Here is a 17953-nt window from a genome sequence, read left to right as displayed (position 1 = left end):
AGGTGGCCAGACACTTGCTCGTATACGATTATGATTGGTGGGTGTTAGGGGCAAAAGCGAAAATCATTCAACAATATCATCCTTATTTGGACATTTGCTCCTTGAAAGAAGTGGAGGAAAACGTGAAAAGACAAGGCCAAGTTGCCAAAATCAATTTTGGCTATGAGGTTATTTCAGCCTTAGGGTTAGGAATTGCTCAGTCTTTGTTGCTGCTAGGGGTACGGGTTGATTCTGCCCAGATCGGATCATATAACTACATTACCAAGAACCACCTGTCATACCGAGAATGGAACGATCCTTTTAAAGCCAATAATGATTTTTTTCATCGGATGATGAAAGCCTCTCGTTATGGGGCAATAAGCCCCAAACTAGCGCATGAGGTAAAGAAACGGCTTCCCAAAAGACATGTCTCGTTTATACGCCCTTTTGTTGATACCGACCAATTTTGCCCGAAGCTCGACTTGCCTTCACTTGATGAACGAAAACTGGTAATCGGGTGGGTTGGGAATGAACACCGGAAAGTAAAAAACTACCAAACGTTGTACAAAGGGATTGTGAAAGCATTTGCCAATGACCCTGATATCGAATTTATTGAATCAACACGGTCGTCTTATACTCCGTTAAAACAAATGCCTGCTTTTTACAACAGGTTGGATCTTCTTTTAATTACCTCTTCAAATGAGGGGGGCCCTGCTCCGGCAATGGAAGCTTATGCTAGTGGGGTGCCCGTATTATCAACAAATGTAGGCTACGTGAAAACGGTTGCCGGTCCGAAGTGCCAATCTTTGATTTTGAACAGTCTTTCTCCAGGAGAGTTTGCCAAAAAAATTAATAAACTAAAAAAGAACAGAGTCTGGTTAAATGAGCTGAAAAAAGAAGCAAGGCAACAAATGGTTTCCTACTATACAGTCGATAAAACAATCGGCGATTGGCTAGAGGTGCTCTTTCTCATACAGCCTAACAAGCAAACAAAGGAGAATGCCCATGAGCAGTAAGTCTCTATGTGTAACAACATATGTATTTGGAAATTACAAGAGGTATATCCCTTATTTCGTTTACAGCGTTTTGAAAAGCTACCCCGACTATTTTGTAAAAGTATTTTCATATGACAACCTTTCTACGAAAGAAACAGATAGTCTTGAGCGAATCAAACAACACTTGTCTAGTTCATTTGAAATAAAAGAAAACTATTATACAGACAAAATATCGAAAGCGAGTGAAGGAAAAGCAAGGCGGTTTTTATTGCCTCATGCTGAGTTTAAAGGATTTAAGTATGCATATATCGGTGATATTGATTTCCTGATTGTAAAAGAAGAGCCGTCGCTGCTAGATTCTCATATAAAACATTGCCAAGACATAGGCCTGCCTTACAGCAATCAAATTCGCCCTCAGTCGAGGCGGTTGACAGGGCTGCATTTTTTTAAAGTCAAAGAGTATTTTGAGAAAATGGAGCCAGTGATCAATGAGTATATAGACGCTCCTGAAAAAATCGAAGCCGCTTTTCGCACGGGAATTCGAAATGAAGAGTTTTTATATAATTTAATTGAGCAAACGATTGGCTTTGGAAAAATGAATGACCATCATTACCGCCCCCACCACGGTTTCCATTTAGGGATTTTGAGGAGCGGCGTTGATTCTTTTAAAAGCTATGTCGACAATGGCCACAAAAATAAATTTCACCAACTTCCTAAATACGCTGTATTAAAAAAAGCGCTGCTGCGCTATTATAACGATCCGTTGTTTAAGGAACTTGAGCGAATAAACCCTATTAAAGAAGTGCAAATACTGAAGAAGTTGTTGAGGCAACATTAGGAGGGAGACAATGATTGCGGTTGGGATGGCTGCAATGCCAAGCCGGTTTGAAAACTTGAAGACAATTGTACCACCGCTTCTAAAGCAGTGCGACCGGATGTATATCCATGTCAATGGTTTAAACGAGTGCCCTGATTTTTTGAAAAAAGAAAGCAAAATCAGACTCTCGTTTTCCACACAAAATTTAGGCGGACAAATGGCATTTAAAGGGTTTCCAGAAACGGAAGGCTACTATTTTTGTGTAGATGACGACTTGATTTACCCTGATAATTATGTCGAGCGCATGGTTGCTTTAATGAAGAGCTACAACAATAAGATTATCGCATGCGTCCACGGTGCCAGTTTTGATGTAAACGCCCCTGTCAAGAAAGTCTTTAAAAATAAGACGAATTCCCACCGTTCGTACCAACGATTAAAAAAACATACACAGGTACTCATACCTGGCGTCGGTACATCGTGCATGCATTCAGACTCCTTTGCCATCACACCAAACGATTTTCCTTACCAAAACATGAGGGATGCCTTTATCGCTTGTAAAGCAGCAAAAGAGGGTGTCCCCATAATCGCGATTAAACGGCCAGAAAACTGGATTAATAAGATTGCTGGGCATACAGCGATTACCAAAAATGAGGAATACAACGATCGCATTGACCAATTATTTGCCGAACATATTGATTATTTCAAAAAGCAGTCAGGATAATTGTTATCCTAATGTTGAGAGGTTGGATTTTATGAAAATCTTATTGGTTCCCGGCAACCCAGGGTGGGCGTTTGATTATCGTGCCAAAGATCTCCTTTCATTAAAATTTGATGAAATCCAAGTAGAGCTCAAGTATGTCAAAAAGGTAATGCCAGACGATAAAAATCGCTATGATCTGATTTACCCAATGTCGATAAACATTGCTAAAAAACTACACAAGCGGACTGCGATCCCATACAACAAAATGGCAACGGGGATCACATCGATTCGCATCATCGATAACCATACAAATAACCATTCAGATGAAGCCGATTTTGTCCGTTTTTTAAAGGGGTTTCGCGGTATTAATACGTCATCTGAAGAAATTAAAGACAGGTTAACTCCATACATTCCTATTGCGAGAACGAGGGTGGGCATTGATGAAACGCTATTTAAACCTCTACAGAAGCGGAACGAAAGCGAGCGGTTTAAGGTGGGATGGGTCGGTAGAATTGATCAAGAGGATTACCGCCAGCTAAAAGGGTATGATTTAGTGCTGGCGGCATTAAAGGTCGTCGATGTGGAGCTTGACATACGCACATATAAAGATAGGGTGCCACGGGAAGAGATGGCAGCGTTTTATCAACAATTAGATTGCTTTATTTGTTCTAGTGCGTCTGAACATATTCCGTTGCCACTGTTAGAAGCTGCTGCTTGTGGCGTTCCGATTATCTCCACCCGTGTAGGAATTGCTCCAGAATTGATCACACATAACAAAAATGGGTTCATTGTTCCGAGAACGCCAGACGCATTTCAAAGCGCCGTGAAGGCATTAATGGATAGCCCCGAAAAAAGAAAGAAGTTTTCAAAGAGAATTCGAGGCGAGGTTGTCAAACATTGGACATTGGAGGCATGCAAAGCCGAGTGGGAAACATTCTTTTTATCTTTGCAAAAACGCTCCCAATAGAGGCACAATTTTGGACTTTATCAAATGCTTAAACTTGGCTTGTGACCAAAGGTTTGTAGTCCTCCGTATAAACAAGGTTGATGCAGCCCTTCAGCAATTGTTCATCACTTATTTTCCAAGTGTGATGATTCGGGTTTCTAGACCTGATTACCGCGTGATTATAGCGATCAGTAGAAAAAATCCGAAACCCTTTTGCGTGACAATCTCGTTGAAATTTTTTATCGGAACCAACTTTTATTTTTGGGAAGGAAACATCTTTTAATAGTTCTTTTTTGAATACTAACGTCGAGTCGACCACTTGTTTGGCAAACTCATTTTCATACAATGAAGGAAATAAGCCTATACAGTTGCTTTTTTGGAAATAGAAATAAACGCTGCTTTTTCCGACAATATCCGCCTCGCGCTGTTTTTCAAAAGCAGACCATGCCGCCTCTAAATAAAGAGGGGCATAGTAATCGTCGTCGTCAAATTTTGCAATATGGCTATAGGCTGTTTTTTCAGCGGCAATATTTTTGCATTCCCCGACAGACAGGCGTCCTGGCACTTGGAAAACAGAAACGCGAGGCAGTTTTTTCGCTTGCTCTTCCCAAGCGTTAAGATCGATTTTGTCATGATTCAGGATGACAATAAGCTCTTTGTCCTTCATGGTTTGACGCAAATAATTGTCAAATACCGTCTTCATGCTGTCGTTTCTGTTTGTGCATGTTATGACCGAGATCATCAGCCTCTCCCATCTCCTGGATCGAGCGTTCCCCCGCCTCCTAACACAACTGTCTTCGCTTTCCCTTTATACCCTTTTGTCACATTTTTTGTATCGTAAACCACTTTCGCGTGTTCCATAATCGACTTTATTGGCAAGTTGGAATGATCGGTCAAAATCGCAACGAGATCAGCGCTTTCTAGCAACTCCTGAGAGAGTGGTTGCGAAGAATAGTTGGTTTGTCCGACTTCCACCGCCGGAACATGGGAGTCATGATAACAGACGTTGGCGCCAAGTTGGATGAGTGCCTTCATAATGTCAAGTGCAGGAGAGGTTCTGACATCATTGGAATCTTTTTTATAAGAAAGCCCGCATAACACAATTGACGCATCGGAAATGGATTTGCTGGTTTCGGCTAGCTTTTTAATCTGTTCGACGACATAAGATGTTATGTTTTGGTTCATTTGCTCGGATAACGATAAAAATTGGGTGTGGAAGCCACGCTGTGCGCCGACCCAGTATAAATATAAAGGGTCGATCGGGATGCAGTGCCCCCCAATCCCAGGGCCAGGATAAAACGCCTGGTATCCGTAAGGCTTAGTAGTTGCCGTCGAAATCGCTTCCCATAAATCAATGCCGAGTTTGTCGCAAAACATTGCCATTTCATTGATGAACGAAATATTAATAAAGCGGTAGCTGTTTTCTAAAAGCTTGGCAAGTTCGGCGACTTCCAGTGAGGAGGCAGGAACAATGGTGTTAAACACACGCCCATAAAAGGCTGTAACACGCATGAGGCATTGCTCGGAAAGCCCACTTATAATTTTAGGCACTTCCTCAATCGCAAGCGATTTGTTTCCTGGATCAATCCGCTCAGGCGAATAAGCCAAGTGCAGCGTTTTTCCAGGGATCAAATTGCTTTTTTCTAAAATAGGTTGGATCACTTCGCGTGTTGTACCAGGGTAAGTCGAACTTTCGACAATAACGAGCTGTTCTTTTTGCAGTCTAGGATAAAGGGCTTCGCTTACGTGCTTTAAATAGCGTAAATCAGGCTTGTTATCGTTTGCTAACGGTGTTGGGACGCATACGACAATAATATCCAAGTCTTCGATTCCTTGATAATCAGCAGCAAACGTTAACTTGTTTGTAGCCAACATTTGAGCAAGTTCCCTATTTTCAATATCGGGAATATAGCTCGACGCTTGTTGCAACGAGGCGACTTTGTCTGCGTCAATGTCGATTCCGGTAACATGGTAGCCTTTTTTTGTAAACAACAGCGCAAGCGGAAGGCCAACATATCCTAAACCAATAACGCCAACTTTAGTGTAGTTAGGGTCATAAAATTGCGGTTTTTCATGAGAACGCAATTGGTTTCTAACTCCTCTCTCATCATTCTTTTTGTTGCTTCTTCATTCTATTTTGTTTCAAATAAACGGAAACGGCTTTTGGCTCCATTAGAGAGCGAATTAGGCAAGTCTACGAGTGGAAATACGATGATCATAATTTGTGGATGGGTGGATAGTAGTCGTTTTGCGCGAAGCAACACAATGGTTTATGCAGCAATTGGATGAAAGCGAGGCGGAATCACATTGGAGAGAACTAATGATATAGAATGAAGATTCATAGGTGCACATGGATACGTGCGCTCGTTTATCAATCGATAGAATAAATGAAAATCATTTGCAAAGGATTATTCATTTTAGTCACAGGACTACTATGAATAATCCTTTATTTTTTTCAGTATGGGATTGAAATCAACCTAGATAACAAATACCTGTCTCTATCAATCACCATCTGCATAAGGCAAAAACGCGTTCCATTTGTGGCGATTGAGTCGTGTGATGCTCGTAGGATGTTCGCGAATGTTGTAAACAGTGAAATCTTCATAGCAAAAAATCGAATCGGGTTGCTTCATTAATTTCACTAAGACACTCACGTCTTCATACAAACGGCCGTTTTCAAATGGTGTGACAGGAAACCCATTGATTTGTTTTAACAGAGCTGTGCGATAAATGCGCGGGCCTAGTGGAAAAGGGTAGGAAATGAGTTCACTTGCCGTGCGGACAGGTTTTCCTTTTGCGATCGTTTTATAAAGGAGAGCCCCTGTTGGCTGTTGTTTCCATCTTCTAAAATTGCCGTATAAAACGGCCGCATTTTTAGGAAGACGTTGCAGTTTTTTCTTAATTATCGACATTGCATCCGGGTCAAGCCAATCGTCTGCATCTAATTCCATCACAAAATCTGCAGTGACATGGGGGAGCAATGCATTTAAAGCACGGGCTTTGCCGTAATTTTTTTGTTTAAGCACCTTTACACGCTCCCTTTTTTCCCATTTCAGCATCTTTTCGTAGCTATCGTCTTCTGAGCCATCATCGATCATCAGCAATTGGTCAGGCTGTGTGTGTTGTAAAAAGCAAGAAGCAATCGCCGTCTCAAGATAATCAGTCATATTAAAGGCTGACATGATAATGGCAAGGCTCGGCGAAGCAATTTCAGCTTTTGCACTCCTGTATTTCATCATATACTCATATTTCTCGCGTTCACTTCTTGAAGTGTTGGCTCTGGGGCGTTTAATCAAGCGATCCTCTGTGTGAACAATTTGACGTGTTTCGACGTTGTGCAGCCAAGCGGGAAATAATGCTTCTCGAAAAGGCAAGTGCGCGATGTCGGGCAACTGCTTTTCCTGAAAGAGAGCTGTCCGTACTAAGAAAGGCTGTTCTAAAAACTGCCCCCCGATTGCCTGCTTAAATGTTATCACAGCTTTGTCTCGGGAAAGTGTGAAACGATTTGGCTGTACATTTGGAGACAAAGTGTCACCATTATGCAAAAAAAGCGCATACGTACTGTCGCATGATTGGAGAACGCTGTTTAAAGCGTTAGCGATTTCTCGGTCGGGTACGGCAATGGTTTGCATATTGTAGGGGTATTTTTGATGGTCAAAGGCTGTTGGCGGATTGACAAGGTATACCATCGTGATTTGAGGTTTTAAAGAGCTTATTGAAGACAGCGCTTGTTGCAATAAAGCTCGGCTCACATAGTTTAAACAGAATAACGTGATGTCGCTCATTATTCGATCCCTCCTTATTTCGCCAATCATTTGTTTTTTCTATTAGGACAAATGATAGACGACGGCAGTCTTATGAGCCATGGTATTCAAGTAAACCGTTAGAAGGGAACTTAGGTTTCCATGGAAATTTATAAAAATAGGTTTAAAAAGTAGGAACATATCTATACAAGATGACAAAATTCGCATTTATTGATTGTAGACAAGAAAGGAGTGTAAATCATTATGGCAAACGGAGAATTATCTCTCACTCTCCAGTTGTTAAATTTGTTATTGGAATTGAGGTTGGCGAAGTTAAATGGTCCAACTCCTCCTAATGGGACAGGAAGCATTAGGGATTTATTGCTTGGCTTAGTTGGTCAGACGGTAACGGTGACGACGCCATTTGGTGTAATAACAGGGACGTTGCTTTCCGTCCTGACTGACTACATCGTGATAATTGAAGACACCGGGTCGCAAGTGCTTGTGCGTTTAGCAGAAATTGAATCAGCAAGCGGACAGTAAAGGAGGGATAAACGTGTTTGAAAATTTATTTACAGATGAGTTGGCGACCCGACTTGGCCAAACGGTTGAAATTGCAACAGACAACAACCTTATAGAAGGCATTCTCTTAAGTGTAACAGCAAATATTGTTGTTGTAATAACATCGACTGGATACGGGCCAAGCATCCAGGTAAGTGTCGTCGTCGGCGCTATCAACTTTGTCCGTTTCCCATAAGTTTTGGCTTCCTAATAGGACAACAAGCGGCCAGTAGCCTTTAAGGAAATGAGCAGAGAACGCGCTGTAATTGTCGAGTGGAACGTTTTAGAAAAGTGTGACTGGCTGTATAACAACTGTCCTGGAGATGTTCGATTGCGCGCTTCCTGTCCTAAAAAAGGCGGGAAGCGCTTTTTTTGTTTTTGTCACTGTCTTTGCGAGATGCCAGCGAGAGAAAGCTATCGAACTAATGGTGGAACGCTTTGCCGACGATCTCGAACATTTGAAAACATGATTGAAGCAAAATCTCCAATGAATAAGCACGGATACTCCTAGGACAAAAGTTGCGCTATACTTATGGGGAAGAAGGCTATTTTTTTCAGGAACTTCTTCAAGAGAAAAGGAGAAGGAGTAACGCAGATGAAGTGCATTTATGAGGAAAGTGCAGACCAGAAAAACGACGTGAAAGGCTATCCCGGGTATGCGAGGCTGATTGGAGGCATTCAAGATGCTTTGTTTGCCGCCTATGGCAAAACATTTGAGCCTTATCAAACGGATGACGCCCATTTTGAGTTATGGACGATTTTTGAAGAAGATGTTAAGAATGTAAATCCAGAAGTGGAGCATGTAGCCAAAATTTTCGATAAGCTGGAGACACAAACGTTCGAATATGATGAGGAAGCCCGTGAACCTGTTTATCGGGTACATCGGGCACTCCAGAATAATGTGTATGCCTATAAAAATGCAGGCATTGCTTTTGCTCGCATCCCGGTTTTTGATGATTCAAGCATTATGTACATGCAGTGTGTGTTGGCGACAAGCCCTCTAGAAATGGAAAACTTCCTGCAAACGTTACGGAACCGGCTGTGGCATAAAAGTCGGAACGAAGTGCTTGTGTTTAAAGAAGGGATGGACGGGTTTGTTCAAGAACAGCAACCTGTAACGCGGGCTATTTCTCGGGAAGAGGTGGTGCTTCGGGCTGATGTAAAGGAAGAAATATACCAGATGTTGGACCATTTCTTCGCAGAAGACCGGTCTTTTTTTACCAAGTTTAACATTCCTTATAAACGGGGGATCTTGCTCTATGGCCCTCCTGGCAATGGCAAGACAACGCTCGTTAAATCAATTGCTGGCACCGTTGACGCCCCTGTAGCCTATTGGCAAATTACCGAATTTACTTCAAGTGAATCGATTAGCCAAGTGTTTGAGTCAGCGACACGTCTTGCGCCGATGATTTTAGTCATAGAAGACATCGACTCTATGCCTGAAGAAGCTCGTTCCTATTTCTTAAATACGCTTGATGGCGCTACTTCGAAAGAGGGGATTTTCTTAATTGGCACAACCAACTATCCAGAAGAAATTGATCCAGGTTTGATTAATCGGGCTGGCCGATTTGACCGAGGCTATGAAATTCCTCTTCCTAATAAAGAGCTACGCCATCGTTACGTAAAGGTTCTTAATTTCCAAACGGTTGTCCAAAGAGCCGATTTAGACAAAATTGTTAGTGAAACCGAAGGGTTTTCTTTTGCACAAATCAAAGAATTGTTTATAGCGGCGGCAATGGAACAGCATACTGCTGGCAAAGTAGATATCAACAAACTGATCAAATCGATGAAAAAAGAACAAAAGAAAAGCAAGACTGGCAAGTGGTGGGAAGGCGGCGACGAGCTAGGTTTTCATTAGGGAAAAGGTTTGTGGTGGTGTAAGGCAGGATTGTGTTGAACGGAAATTTAAATAGAAGAACAGCCAGCTATCTGTCTAGTTAGCTGGCTTTTATGATGTAAATCAAGCGGGCTCTCTACAGAGGCTGGAACCCCGTCTGATAAACAGCCTCAGCCATCCTCTCATAGCCTCGGTTATTTGGGTGGACCCCGTCACTTGATAGGTATCGAAACCCTCCATCTGAAAGAAAGCTAATATCGACGATGCGTACATTTGGATAGCGCTCCAATGTATATAAGCTCTGATTAAAACGAAAGAGGTGCTGCTGAATAACTGGCATATTTGCTAGCGGGTTATAAAGGTTAAACACACGGACGATGTAAGGTTTGTGCTGATTATGCTTTACGTAAGTGATCTGACGGATAAGTTGATGTAAACAGGCGTAAACGCCAGCTGCTATTTTAGGCAAATGATCAACGGATCCTGTTCTACTAGTTTGCTGTAAAGCAGCTAAAAAGTTATTCCCTCCAGCTGTAATCGTTATGATATTGGCACGCTCGATTTGTTTATAATGCGTAAAGGTTATCCGGGAGATTTGTTCACAGGTCAGCCCGATCCTAGCCAGTTTTGTTATTTGGATCGGCTGTCCTAGTCGGCGGCTCGCCATGTTCCGATAAGGTACAACAAATCCGTTAGTTGAGCCAACCCCTACGACTAGTGAATCTCCAATTGCGACGTATGAATACATGGCCTCCCCTCCCTCCTTTCTTTAGTGTATGGACAGTGAAAAAAGGTGGAACGGCGGGCATCATTGCCAGATTTATTGCGTGATATCAGGTGGAAAAACAGCATGGTCATTTCAAACGGGAAGAGGGAAAATCGCTCTAAATCTGTTGTTTCCCTTTTTGGATGCCGTTCAAGAAATACACATAAGGTGAATGGCGAATGACAGAAACGAGCTAAACAGCGAACATGTTGAAACCGCTTTAAATTTTTGTTGCAAAAAAGCAATTAGCTATGTTAGAGTATTTTTAGATCACATAAGAGATTTTATATCACATATGTGATATAAGGAGGCGAGTATGATTGTCCGTTAAATCAGCGGAAAGGGTTCTGCGTATTTTTGAATTGTTAAGTGTTCATGTAAATGGGCTGAGCATCAAAGAAATTAGCGAATCTCTTGATTTGCCGCAAAGTAGCACGTCTGCTTTAGTCCATACGCTTTATCGTGAAAATTATCTATCTGTAAACCAAGCGAAAAAATTTGCCCTTGGTCCAAAACTGATCCCGATTGGCAATGCTGCTCGTGAATCACTCGACCTTGCTTTGTTAAGCGCTGAATCGCTGCAACGGTTAGCTTCAGCAGTAGAGGAGACGGTGTTTATGGCCCTACTAGCCAACCAGGAACTTGTATACGTGGCGAAAATCGACAGCAATCGCTCGATTCGGACGTCAGCGTATTTAGGCGGCCGAAAGCCTCTTTATTGCACGGGGCTTGGCAAGGCTTTTTTGACATTCATGCCGGAGGAGCAACGTGTCGATTATTTAGAACATGTATTGCTTAAGCCGATCACCCCACACACAATCACCGATAAAGAGACGCTGCTGGCGCGTTTGCAAGAATATGAACAGCTAGGTTATGCGATTGATGATGAAGAAAATGAGGAAGGGCTGTACTGCGTGGCGGCGCCCATATTTGACGCATCAAAAGTAATGCAGGCGGCGATTAGTGTAGCTGGCCCAAAAGAACGGATGCTGAGGCAAAAAAGCCAAATCGTGAACAACGTTATGGACACAGCAAACGGAATTTCACAAAAGCTCGGATACGCTTTTTAGAGGAAGCCAGTACATGAAGAGGTGTTTGAATGGATGTAGTAAGCATAGGTGAAACAATGGTGTTGTTTGCTCCTAAAGAGGACGGACAGCTTCGATACGCTTCTAATTTTTCAGCCCGTGTGGCCGGCGCAGAGACGAACACGTTGATCGGATTAGCGAAACTTGGTCATAAAACAGGCTGGATTAGTCGAGTCGGCGCTGACGAGTTAGGAGCGAAAATCATCCAATCTGTCCGTGGTGAAGGCGTCGATACAACGTATGTAACCATGGATGAGCAGGCTCCAACGGGGCTTTTTTTGAAAGAACAAATGACTGCGAAGACGGCGAATATCCTCTACTACCGAAAGGGTTCTGCGGCGAGCCGTTTAGAGTCTGCCGATATTGATGAGGACTACGTTAAGAAAGCGAAGTTTCTATATTTAACAGGGATTACGCCATTATTGAGCAAATCATGCGAGCAGGCAACGTTCGTATTAGTCGAAATGGCCAAGAAGCATCATGTCAAAATCGTGTTTGACCCAAATATACGCAAAAAATTGCTGACGGAGGAGAAACAGAAGCGTTTGTTGGAGCGTTTGATTGGCATGGCTGATATCGTTTTGCCAGGGTCTGGGGAAGGCCGCTATTTATTCGGCACAAACAATAGCGAGGAAATTGCCGATCGCTGTTTACATCTTGGCGCCCGGCTAACCGTTGTCAAGCTCGGTGAGAAAGGCGCTTATTACAAGAGCACAGAACAGTCTGGCTATGTTGCTCCATTTCCAGTAAAGGAAGTGGTTGACCCAATTGGTGCTGGTGACGGATTTGCCGCAGGTGTTTTGTCAGGTTTGCTAGATGGGCTCGCGATTGAAGAGGCAGTCGGGCGCGGTTGTGCGATAGGCGCTTTTGTTACCCAAGTGCACGGCGACATTGAAGGATTGCCCTCTCGGCAAACATTGCATGCTTTCCAACAAAATGGAGAAGACGTGAATCGTTAGGAGGAAAATATGGAAACGTTACAAGCCATTTACAAGCACCAACTGATTGCAATTATCCGTGGTGTGCCGCCAGAGAACGCAGTGAAAATTGGAAGCGCTCTTAAGGAGGGAGGCATTTGCTTAGTTGAAGTCGCCCTTAATTCCCCTGACGCATTCGAATCGCTTCGTATGTTGTCAAGGGAACTGGGCCGCGAAATGAAAATTGGCGCTGGAACGGTCTTAGATCCGGAAGCGGCATTTTCAGCGATCCAAGCGGGAGCTGATTTTATCCTTTCCCCGACTGTAAAAGCGGCAACGATTGAAATGACGAAACGCTATGGCAAAGTCAGCATACCAGGTGCCTATACGCCGACAGAAATTTTAAGCGCTTACGAGCTTGGAGCCGATATTGTCAAAGTTTTTCCGGCAAGCGCAGGTCCAGGTTACATCAAAGACATTCGCGGGCCGTTGTCCCATATTCCGCTTTTGCCAACAGGCGGAGTCAATGACCAGAACATTGGTGCTTTTAAACAAGCAGGAGCTGTCGGATTTGGCATTGGCAGTTCTTTAGTAGATGGCAAGGCCGAAGTGACGCCTGCCTATCTTCGCGAGCTTACGGAAAAAGCGAAAAACTATGTAGCGGCACTTGAGCAAGCAATGAAAGATCAGAAAGAGGGGAGAACAAATATTGAAAATTAAAAGCTATGAACTGTTCAAAGTCCAGCCACGGTGGCTGTTTTTGAAAATAGAGACGGACGAAGGAATGACTGGTTGGGGCGAACCTGTAGTTGAGGGGCGTGCTGCTACTGTAGAGGCCGCTGTGCATGAGCTGATGGAATACTTGATTGGCAAAGATCCTTTTCAAATTGAAGACCATTGGAATGTTCTGTACCGCGGCGGTTTTTATCGTGGTGGGCCAATATTAATGAGCGCCATTTCCGGTATTGACCAAGCATTGTGGGATATTTTAGGGAAGTACCACAATGTGCCTGTTCACCAGTTGCTTGGCGGCAAAGCACGAGACAAGATAAGAGTATACTCATGGATTGGCGGAGATCGCCCTAATGAAGTTGGCGCTGCAGCGAAACAAGTAGTTGACAAAGGCTTTACAGCTGTGAAAATGAATGCAACCGATGAAATGCAATATATTGATTCCTTTGAAAAAATTGACCGCGTCCTTTCTAATGTGGCTGCGATTCGCGAAGCTGTTGGCCCGTATGTCGGGATAGGTGTCGATTTTCATGGACGCGTCCATAAGCCAATGGCCAAGATTCTTGCCAAAGAGTTAGAACCATTTAAGCCGATGTTTATTGAAGAGCCCGTGCTGCCGGAAAACAATGAGGCATTACGGGAAATTGCCAGAAACACAGCTATTCCAATCGCAACAGGAGAGCGGATGTTTTCGAAATGGGATTTTAAACAAGTGCTCGTTGACGGCTATGTCGATATTATCCAGCCAGATTTGTCCCATGCTGGCGGCATTACTGAATGCAAGAAAATTCTATCAATGGCTGAGGCATTTGATGTGGCTGCCGCTCCCCATTGCCCACTTGGACCAATTGCACTCGCGGCATGCCTGCAAGTGGATGCAACTTGCCACAATGCGTTTATCCAAGAACAAAGCCTTGGTATCCATTACAATGAAGGATCTGATCTTCTCGATTATCTCGTCGATGGCAGCGTTTTCCACTATAAAGATGGTTATGTGGACATACCGAACAAACCTGGGCTTGGCATTGAAATTAATGAGGACCATGTCCGCAAGATGAGCGAAACAGGCCACAATTGGCGAAACCCTGTCTGGAGACATCAAGACAACAGCGTTGCAGAGTGGTAAGCTGCTAAACATCATGGCTATCATGGCTGAAATTTGGAGGTTATTATGTCCGGAACTTGGTTGATCGTCATCACAATCATTGGAATCGCGATTTTGCTTTATTTGATTATGCGCTCAAAAATGCAAGCATTTATAGCGTTATTGCTCGCAAGTATTTTTATCGGCCTGTTCACTGGCATGGATCCCCTTAATCTCCTTGAGACGATTGAGAAAGGAATGGGCGGCACACTCGGGTTTATAGCCGTTGTCGTCGGCCTTGGCGCCATGTTTGGTGAAATTCTCCGCATCTCAGGCGGCGCTGAACGCCTGGCGTTTACGTTAGTAGACACATTCGGTGAAAAACGTGCTGTGTGGGCGCTCGGATTGACTGGCTTTATTGTCGCCATTCCCGTCTTTCTCGACGTAGCGCTCGTCATTTTAATTCCGATCGTTTATAGCTTGGCAATGCGTACAAATAGATCATTGCTCTATTACGCGATCCCGCTCCTTGCCGGGCTCGCCGTTGCACACAGTTTTATTCCGCCAACGCCCGGGCCGATTGCGGTCGCTTCTGTTCTTGGCGTCGACTTAGGTTGGATGATGCTGTTTGGCGTCATTGCCGGCTTGCCAGCAATGATTGTGGCTGGCCCTATATTTGGCCGTTATATCGGCAATAAAATCCACGTTGCTGTGCCTGACCATATTGCTGAAGCCGCTAAACAAGAAGCGGCAGATAAACAGTTGCCACACTTTGGCTTAATCTGCTTGATCATTTTGTCTCCACTTGTATTAATCTTATTAAACACAACTGGAGGACAAGTGTTAAAAGATGGCCCTTTAAAAACGGCCCTTATGTTTATCGGCCATCCGTTTGTCGCTTTAATCCTGGCAACGTTGCTTGCGATGTACTTTCTAGGAAAGCGCCGCGGCGTTTCTAAAGAACATATGCAAACGATTACAACAAAAGCATTGGAACCAGCTGGCATTGTCATTTTAATTACAGGCGCCGGCGGCGTTTTTAAAGAAGTTTTGATTCAAAGCGGCGTTGGTGAAACGATGGGTAATTTAATGGCGGCTTCTGGCTTTCCGCTTGTGTTGCTAGCTTTTCTCATCTCCACATTTGTCCGTGTCGCACAAGGATCTGCCACTGTCGCGATGATTACGGCAGCGGGACTCGTTTCGCCTATTGTAGATATGGCAGCGCTCTCGCAGCCGTCTCTCGCATTGATTGCGATTGCCATCGCTTGTGGCGCGACTGTCCTTTCCCACGTAAACGACTCAGGTTTTTGGCTCGTTAACCAGTTGTTGGATATGTCGGAAAAAGACACATTGAAATCGTGGACAGTCATGGAGACGATCATCGGTTTGACAGGTTTTATCATTGTGTTCGCACTCAGCTTTTTCTTTTCCTGAAAGACGGCAGTGTATCGGCTAAGCTGCCTAAAAGGCGGACAAGTCATGGGCAAGCAGCTTCCTTCGCAGAGGCTGCTTGTTTTTTTCTACTATTGATTGCCAACGGTATACTCTAAGGCAGACTTGATCAAGTGAGCGGAGTCCCATTCGCCTTTTGAAAATCGGGTAATGGGGTATGTCCGAGGGAAAAGGCGCTTTTGGATTTCCTTAATGGGGAGTCCGCTTTTGTAAAGATCGTGGACTTGGTTGCTTAATGCCTCTAAATAGTCTCGTTTTAGTAGTAGCTTTTTGCGGCCCTGCTTTAAATAGCCAGCATGACTGCAAAAAACGTCTTCGAAATCATACTGCAACAATTTATGGAGCGAGGCGATAATTTGTGGAACAGACTCACCATCCATAATAAGTTTTGTTTTTGTTTGTACATAGAGATCGCCTGTAAACAGTTGCCCAGTCGATTTATTTAGGAAGGCAACGTGGTCAGTGGCGTGTCCAGGCGTAAAAATACTGACCCAGTTCGAGTGCCTCGTTTGGAATGTTGCCGGAATCGCAGCAGGGTGAAACGGTTTGCGCTTGCCCCAAAACAGTTTCCGATAAAGGGGATAGTCGCCAGTCTTCCTAGCTGCGGAAAGAGAAGATTCGTGCAAGTAAATCGGAACATGCAGTTGTTGTTCAAACCAAGTGGCGCAGCCTGTATGGTCTTCATGGAGATGGGTGCAATATAGAGCATCAATCGGCTGTTGTTTCCAGAAAGGGAGAAAGCCTTTTTTTAGTGCGGAAGCACCAGCGTCAATGATAATCCCATCGATAGCGAAGCTATATACATTTAAAGTGACCGAACGAAATGAAACGCTCCCGTTCGCCATGGACACGCCATTTACGGAATGTTGCTCCATCGTTTTCTTCATACTTTGCTCCACCTCTTTTGTGAATGAATGATCATTCACTACATTATAACAAAGAGACTTATTTTCTGGCTATTGCGTTGGCCTTTGTCTGTCTTATACCATGTGTTTGATTTAATTGCTAGATGGATAGACTAGTAATAGTGAACGAACAAGGAGGTTATGAGAATGCCAAAGCAGATGAAGCAGGAACTGCGGCACTTGTACTTAAAACGGAATCTTTGGTCCGGCGTATTAGTTGGCGTCGGCATCGCTGCTTTTTTAGATGAAGTCTTGTTCCATCAATTATTGCAATGGCATCATTTTTACGACAAGTCGACTAGAACAATAGGGATCATTTCAGATGGTATCTTTCATGCATTTGGCTGGTTTGCGAGCGTTTCGGGAATGTTCTTGCTGGCCGACCTGAAATCCCGCCGCGGTTGGTGGGGCAAAAGGTGGCTTGGCGGAATTTTACTTGGCTCAGGGGCTTTCCAATTGTATGATGGCACGATTCAACATAAGTGGATGCGGATTCATCAAATTCGCTACGTGGAAAATGTGTATATCTATGATATTGTCTGGAATGCGATTGCCATTCTTTTAGTGATCTGCGGTGCCGTTCTTGTATACAGAACAGGCCAAAGGCGGCAGCCATGAACCACCCAGGTATGGCAAACGAGTTAGAATGGTTTTTTGCCCAATTGTTACTCACATTGCCGTTTGTCGGTGCTTTCGTGCTCTATGTCGTTGCTGTTTTATTATCCTATAGGACTCGAAAGCCATGGCCCCTTTACCGAACGCTCATTTGGATCGCCGGCTGTTTCGCCGCCTATCTAGCGGTGGCGGGGCCTATAGCGGAAAAGGCACATACTGATTTTGCCTTCCATATGGTCGGACACTTGCTGTTAGGAATGCTTGCGCCTCTGTTGATGGCATTAGCAGCGCCGGTGACGCTGTTGGTGCGGACATTGCCTGTGCCAATGGCAAAAGGCGTTAGCCAGTTATTACGCAGCAAGATACCACAAGTGACTGCCGATCCCATTGTAGCATCGTTATTAAACATCGGCGCTTTATGGCTTCTTTATACAACAAGCTTGTTTGCATTCATGCATGCCCATCCGTTTCTTTACTTTCTGATCCACATTCACGTTTTTTTGGCAGGCTATATGTTCACGATTTCCATGATCTACATTGACCCTGTGTCACATCGCAAACCTTTTTTGTACAGGGCGATTGTGCTAGTCATCGCGCTCGCCGGACACGGCATTTTATCGAAATGGATTTACGCCAATCCGCCCGTAGGTGTTGCTCCTGAACAAGCACAGACAGGGGCGATGCTCATGTATTATGGCGGGGATGCAATTGACTTGTTGCTTCTATTTATTTTTTGTTTTCAATGGTACAAAGCAACGCGCCGGAGTGCGCGTGCCTCTTTATTGTTGCAAGAAAACAGCAGAGCGAACATATAAA

Annotated in this window: 19 protein-coding genes; 14 read left to right on the top strand and 5 right to left on the bottom strand. The window is 44.0% G+C overall.

All coding sequences use genetic code 11. The features are described 5' to 3' along the window. Positions 1–2 precede the first annotated feature (2 nt). Genes BC8716_RS03795 through BC8716_RS03780 form a run of 4 tightly spaced genes read left to right on the top strand, consistent with a single transcriptional unit; the run spans position 3 to position 3458 of the window. Positions 3–995, top strand: a complete 993-nt coding sequence (locus BC8716_RS03795; protein WP_157730347.1) for a glycosyltransferase family 4 protein — start codon at positions 3–5, stop codon at positions 993–995. Further along, the gene (locus tag BC8716_RS03790; protein ID WP_094424008.1) at positions 985–1812 is read left to right on the top strand and encodes a hypothetical protein; all 828 of its coding nucleotides are present in this window, start codon (positions 985–987) and stop codon (positions 1810–1812) included. Before BC8716_RS03795 ends, BC8716_RS03790 begins: the two co-directional genes overlap by 11 nt. A gap of 10 nt (positions 1813–1822) precedes the next feature. Then, complete coding sequence (locus BC8716_RS03785) at positions 1823–2512, top strand: glycosyltransferase (protein WP_094424007.1); 690 nt, start codon at positions 1823–1825, stop codon at positions 2510–2512. 31 nt (positions 2513–2543) lie between these two features. Further along, positions 2544–3458, top strand: coding sequence for a glycosyltransferase family 4 protein (locus BC8716_RS03780; RefSeq protein ID WP_157730346.1), 915 nt, complete (start codon positions 2544–2546; stop codon positions 3456–3458). 28 nt (positions 3459–3486) lie between these two features. Here the strand turns inward: BC8716_RS03780 and BC8716_RS03775 are convergent, their stop codons facing one another. The 3 genes from BC8716_RS03775 to BC8716_RS03765 form a co-directional block, all read right to left on the bottom strand. Continuing rightward, positions 3487–4179, bottom strand: coding sequence for a glycosyltransferase family 2 protein (locus tag BC8716_RS03775; RefSeq protein WP_094424005.1), 693 nt, complete (start codon positions 4177–4179; stop codon positions 3487–3489). Next, on the bottom strand, positions 4179–5522 hold the full coding sequence (locus BC8716_RS03770; RefSeq protein WP_094424004.1) for a nucleotide sugar dehydrogenase: 1344 nt from the start codon (positions 5520–5522) through the stop codon (positions 4179–4181). Before BC8716_RS03770 ends, BC8716_RS03775 begins: the two co-directional genes overlap by 1 nt. Positions 5523–5938: 416 nt before the next feature. Continuing rightward, complete coding sequence (locus tag BC8716_RS03765; protein WP_157730345.1) at positions 5939–7222, bottom strand: glycosyltransferase family 2 protein; 1284 nt, start codon at positions 7220–7222, stop codon at positions 5939–5941. Between the two features lie 222 nt (positions 7223–7444). Here BC8716_RS03765 and BC8716_RS03760 point away from each other — a divergent pair, with 222 nt between their 5' ends. The 3 genes from BC8716_RS03760 to BC8716_RS03750 all read left to right on the top strand — a co-directional run bounded on the left by BC8716_RS03760 (position 7445) and on the right by BC8716_RS03750 (position 9599). Beyond that, positions 7445–7723 (top strand): DUF2642 domain-containing protein, encoded by a 279-nt coding sequence (locus BC8716_RS03760; protein ID WP_094424002.1) that lies wholly within the window; start codon positions 7445–7447, stop codon positions 7721–7723. Positions 7724–7736: 13 nt separating this feature from the next. Next, entirely contained in the window at positions 7737–7937 is a 201-nt protein-coding gene (locus BC8716_RS03755; protein ID WP_094424001.1) for a hypothetical protein, read from the top strand. 399 nt (positions 7938–8336) lie between these two features. Beyond that, complete coding sequence (locus BC8716_RS03750; RefSeq protein WP_094424000.1) at positions 8337–9599, top strand: AAA family ATPase; 1263 nt, start codon at positions 8337–8339, stop codon at positions 9597–9599. Between the two features lie 115 nt (positions 9600–9714). Here BC8716_RS03750 and BC8716_RS03745 read toward each other — a convergent pair whose 3' ends face one another. Further along, positions 9715–10326, bottom strand: coding sequence for a GDSL-type esterase/lipase family protein (locus tag BC8716_RS03745; RefSeq protein WP_094423999.1), 612 nt, complete (start codon positions 10324–10326; stop codon positions 9715–9717). 338 nt (positions 10327–10664) lie between these two features. Here BC8716_RS03745 and BC8716_RS03740 point away from each other — a divergent pair, with 338 nt between their 5' ends. Genes BC8716_RS03740 through BC8716_RS03720 form a run of 5 tightly spaced genes read left to right on the top strand, consistent with a single transcriptional unit; the run spans position 10665 to position 15599 of the window. After that, entirely contained in the window at positions 10665–11414 is a 750-nt protein-coding gene (locus BC8716_RS03740) for an IclR family transcriptional regulator (protein WP_094423998.1), read from the top strand. A 29-nt stretch (positions 11415–11443) separates the two neighbouring features. Then, positions 11444–12391: a sugar kinase gene (locus BC8716_RS03735; RefSeq protein ID WP_094423997.1), complete on the top strand. Its 948-nt coding sequence runs from the start codon at positions 11444–11446 to the stop codon at positions 12389–12391. 9 nt (positions 12392–12400) lie between these two features. Further along, positions 12401–13069 carry a bifunctional 4-hydroxy-2-oxoglutarate aldolase/2-dehydro-3-deoxy-phosphogluconate aldolase gene (locus BC8716_RS03730; RefSeq protein WP_094423996.1) on the top strand — a complete coding sequence of 223 codons (669 nt, stop codon included), beginning with the start codon at positions 12401–12403 and terminating at the stop codon, positions 13067–13069. Next, positions 13059–14207 carry a galactonate dehydratase gene (gene dgoD, locus BC8716_RS03725; RefSeq protein WP_094423995.1) on the top strand — a complete coding sequence of 383 codons (1149 nt, stop codon included), beginning with the start codon at positions 13059–13061 and terminating at the stop codon, positions 14205–14207. The genes BC8716_RS03730 and dgoD overlap by 11 nt, the downstream gene beginning before the upstream one ends. A 45-nt stretch (positions 14208–14252) precedes the next feature. Continuing rightward, entirely contained in the window at positions 14253–15599 is a 1347-nt protein-coding gene (locus BC8716_RS03720) for a GntP family permease (RefSeq protein WP_094423994.1), read from the top strand. 89 nt (positions 15600–15688) lie between these two features. Here BC8716_RS03720 and BC8716_RS03715 read toward each other — a convergent pair whose 3' ends face one another. After that, complete coding sequence (locus BC8716_RS03715; protein WP_094423993.1) at positions 15689–16504, bottom strand: MBL fold metallo-hydrolase; 816 nt, start codon at positions 16502–16504, stop codon at positions 15689–15691. A gap of 165 nt (positions 16505–16669) precedes the next feature. Between BC8716_RS03715 and BC8716_RS03710 the strand changes: the two genes are divergently transcribed. Together BC8716_RS03710 and BC8716_RS03705 are read left to right on the top strand one after the other, a co-directional pair. After that, positions 16670–17140 (top strand): DUF2243 domain-containing protein, encoded by a 471-nt coding sequence (locus BC8716_RS03710; RefSeq protein WP_094423992.1) that lies wholly within the window; start codon positions 16670–16672, stop codon positions 17138–17140. Beyond that, positions 17137–17952: a cytochrome c oxidase assembly protein gene (locus BC8716_RS03705; RefSeq protein WP_094423991.1), complete on the top strand. Its 816-nt coding sequence runs from the start codon at positions 17137–17139 to the stop codon at positions 17950–17952. The genes BC8716_RS03710 and BC8716_RS03705 overlap by 4 nt, the downstream gene beginning before the upstream one ends. Position 17953 lies beyond the last annotated feature (1 nt).

Source organism: Shouchella clausii (assembly GCF_002250115.1).
In the GTDB taxonomy this organism is placed as follows: Bacteria; Bacillota; Bacilli; order Bacillales; family Bacillaceae_D; genus Shouchella; species Shouchella clausii.
Note: the sequence above shows the minus strand (reverse complement) of the source record. Positions and strands in the feature narration are given on the sequence as shown.

Coding starts and splice junctions, on each gene's coding strand:
- BC8716_RS03790 (WP_094424008.1), top strand. CDS start 985: ATGAGCAGTAAGTCTCTATGTGTAACAACATATGTATTTGGAAATTAC.
- BC8716_RS03785 (WP_094424007.1), top strand. CDS start 1,823: ATGATTGCGGTTGGGATGGCTGCAATGCCAAGCCGGTTTGAAAACTTG.
- BC8716_RS03780 (WP_157730346.1), top strand. CDS start 2,544: ATGAAAATCTTATTGGTTCCCGGCAACCCAGGGTGGGCGTTTGATTAT.
- BC8716_RS03775 (WP_094424005.1), bottom strand. CDS start 4,179: ATGATCTCGGTCATAACATGCACAAACAGAAACGACAGCATGAAGACG.
- BC8716_RS03765 (WP_157730345.1), bottom strand. CDS start 7,222: ATGAGCGACATCACGTTATTCTGTTTAAACTATGTGAGCCGAGCTTTA.
- BC8716_RS03760 (WP_094424002.1), top strand. CDS start 7,445: ATGGCAAACGGAGAATTATCTCTCACTCTCCAGTTGTTAAATTTGTTA.
- BC8716_RS03750 (WP_094424000.1), top strand. CDS start 8,337: ATGAAGTGCATTTATGAGGAAAGTGCAGACCAGAAAAACGACGTGAAA.
- BC8716_RS03745 (WP_094423999.1), bottom strand. CDS start 10,326: ATGTATTCATACGTCGCAATTGGAGATTCACTAGTCGTAGGGGTTGGC.
- BC8716_RS03735 (WP_094423997.1), top strand. CDS start 11,444: ATGGATGTAGTAAGCATAGGTGAAACAATGGTGTTGTTTGCTCCTAAA.
- BC8716_RS03730 (WP_094423996.1), top strand. CDS start 12,401: ATGGAAACGTTACAAGCCATTTACAAGCACCAACTGATTGCAATTATC.
- BC8716_RS03720 (WP_094423994.1), top strand. CDS start 14,253: ATGTCCGGAACTTGGTTGATCGTCATCACAATCATTGGAATCGCGATT.
- BC8716_RS03715 (WP_094423993.1), bottom strand. CDS start 16,504: ATGAAGAAAACGATGGAGCAACATTCCGTAAATGGCGTGTCCATGGCG.
- BC8716_RS03710 (WP_094423992.1), top strand. CDS start 16,670: ATGCCAAAGCAGATGAAGCAGGAACTGCGGCACTTGTACTTAAAACGG.
- BC8716_RS03705 (WP_094423991.1), top strand. CDS start 17,137: ATGAACCACCCAGGTATGGCAAACGAGTTAGAATGGTTTTTTGCCCAA.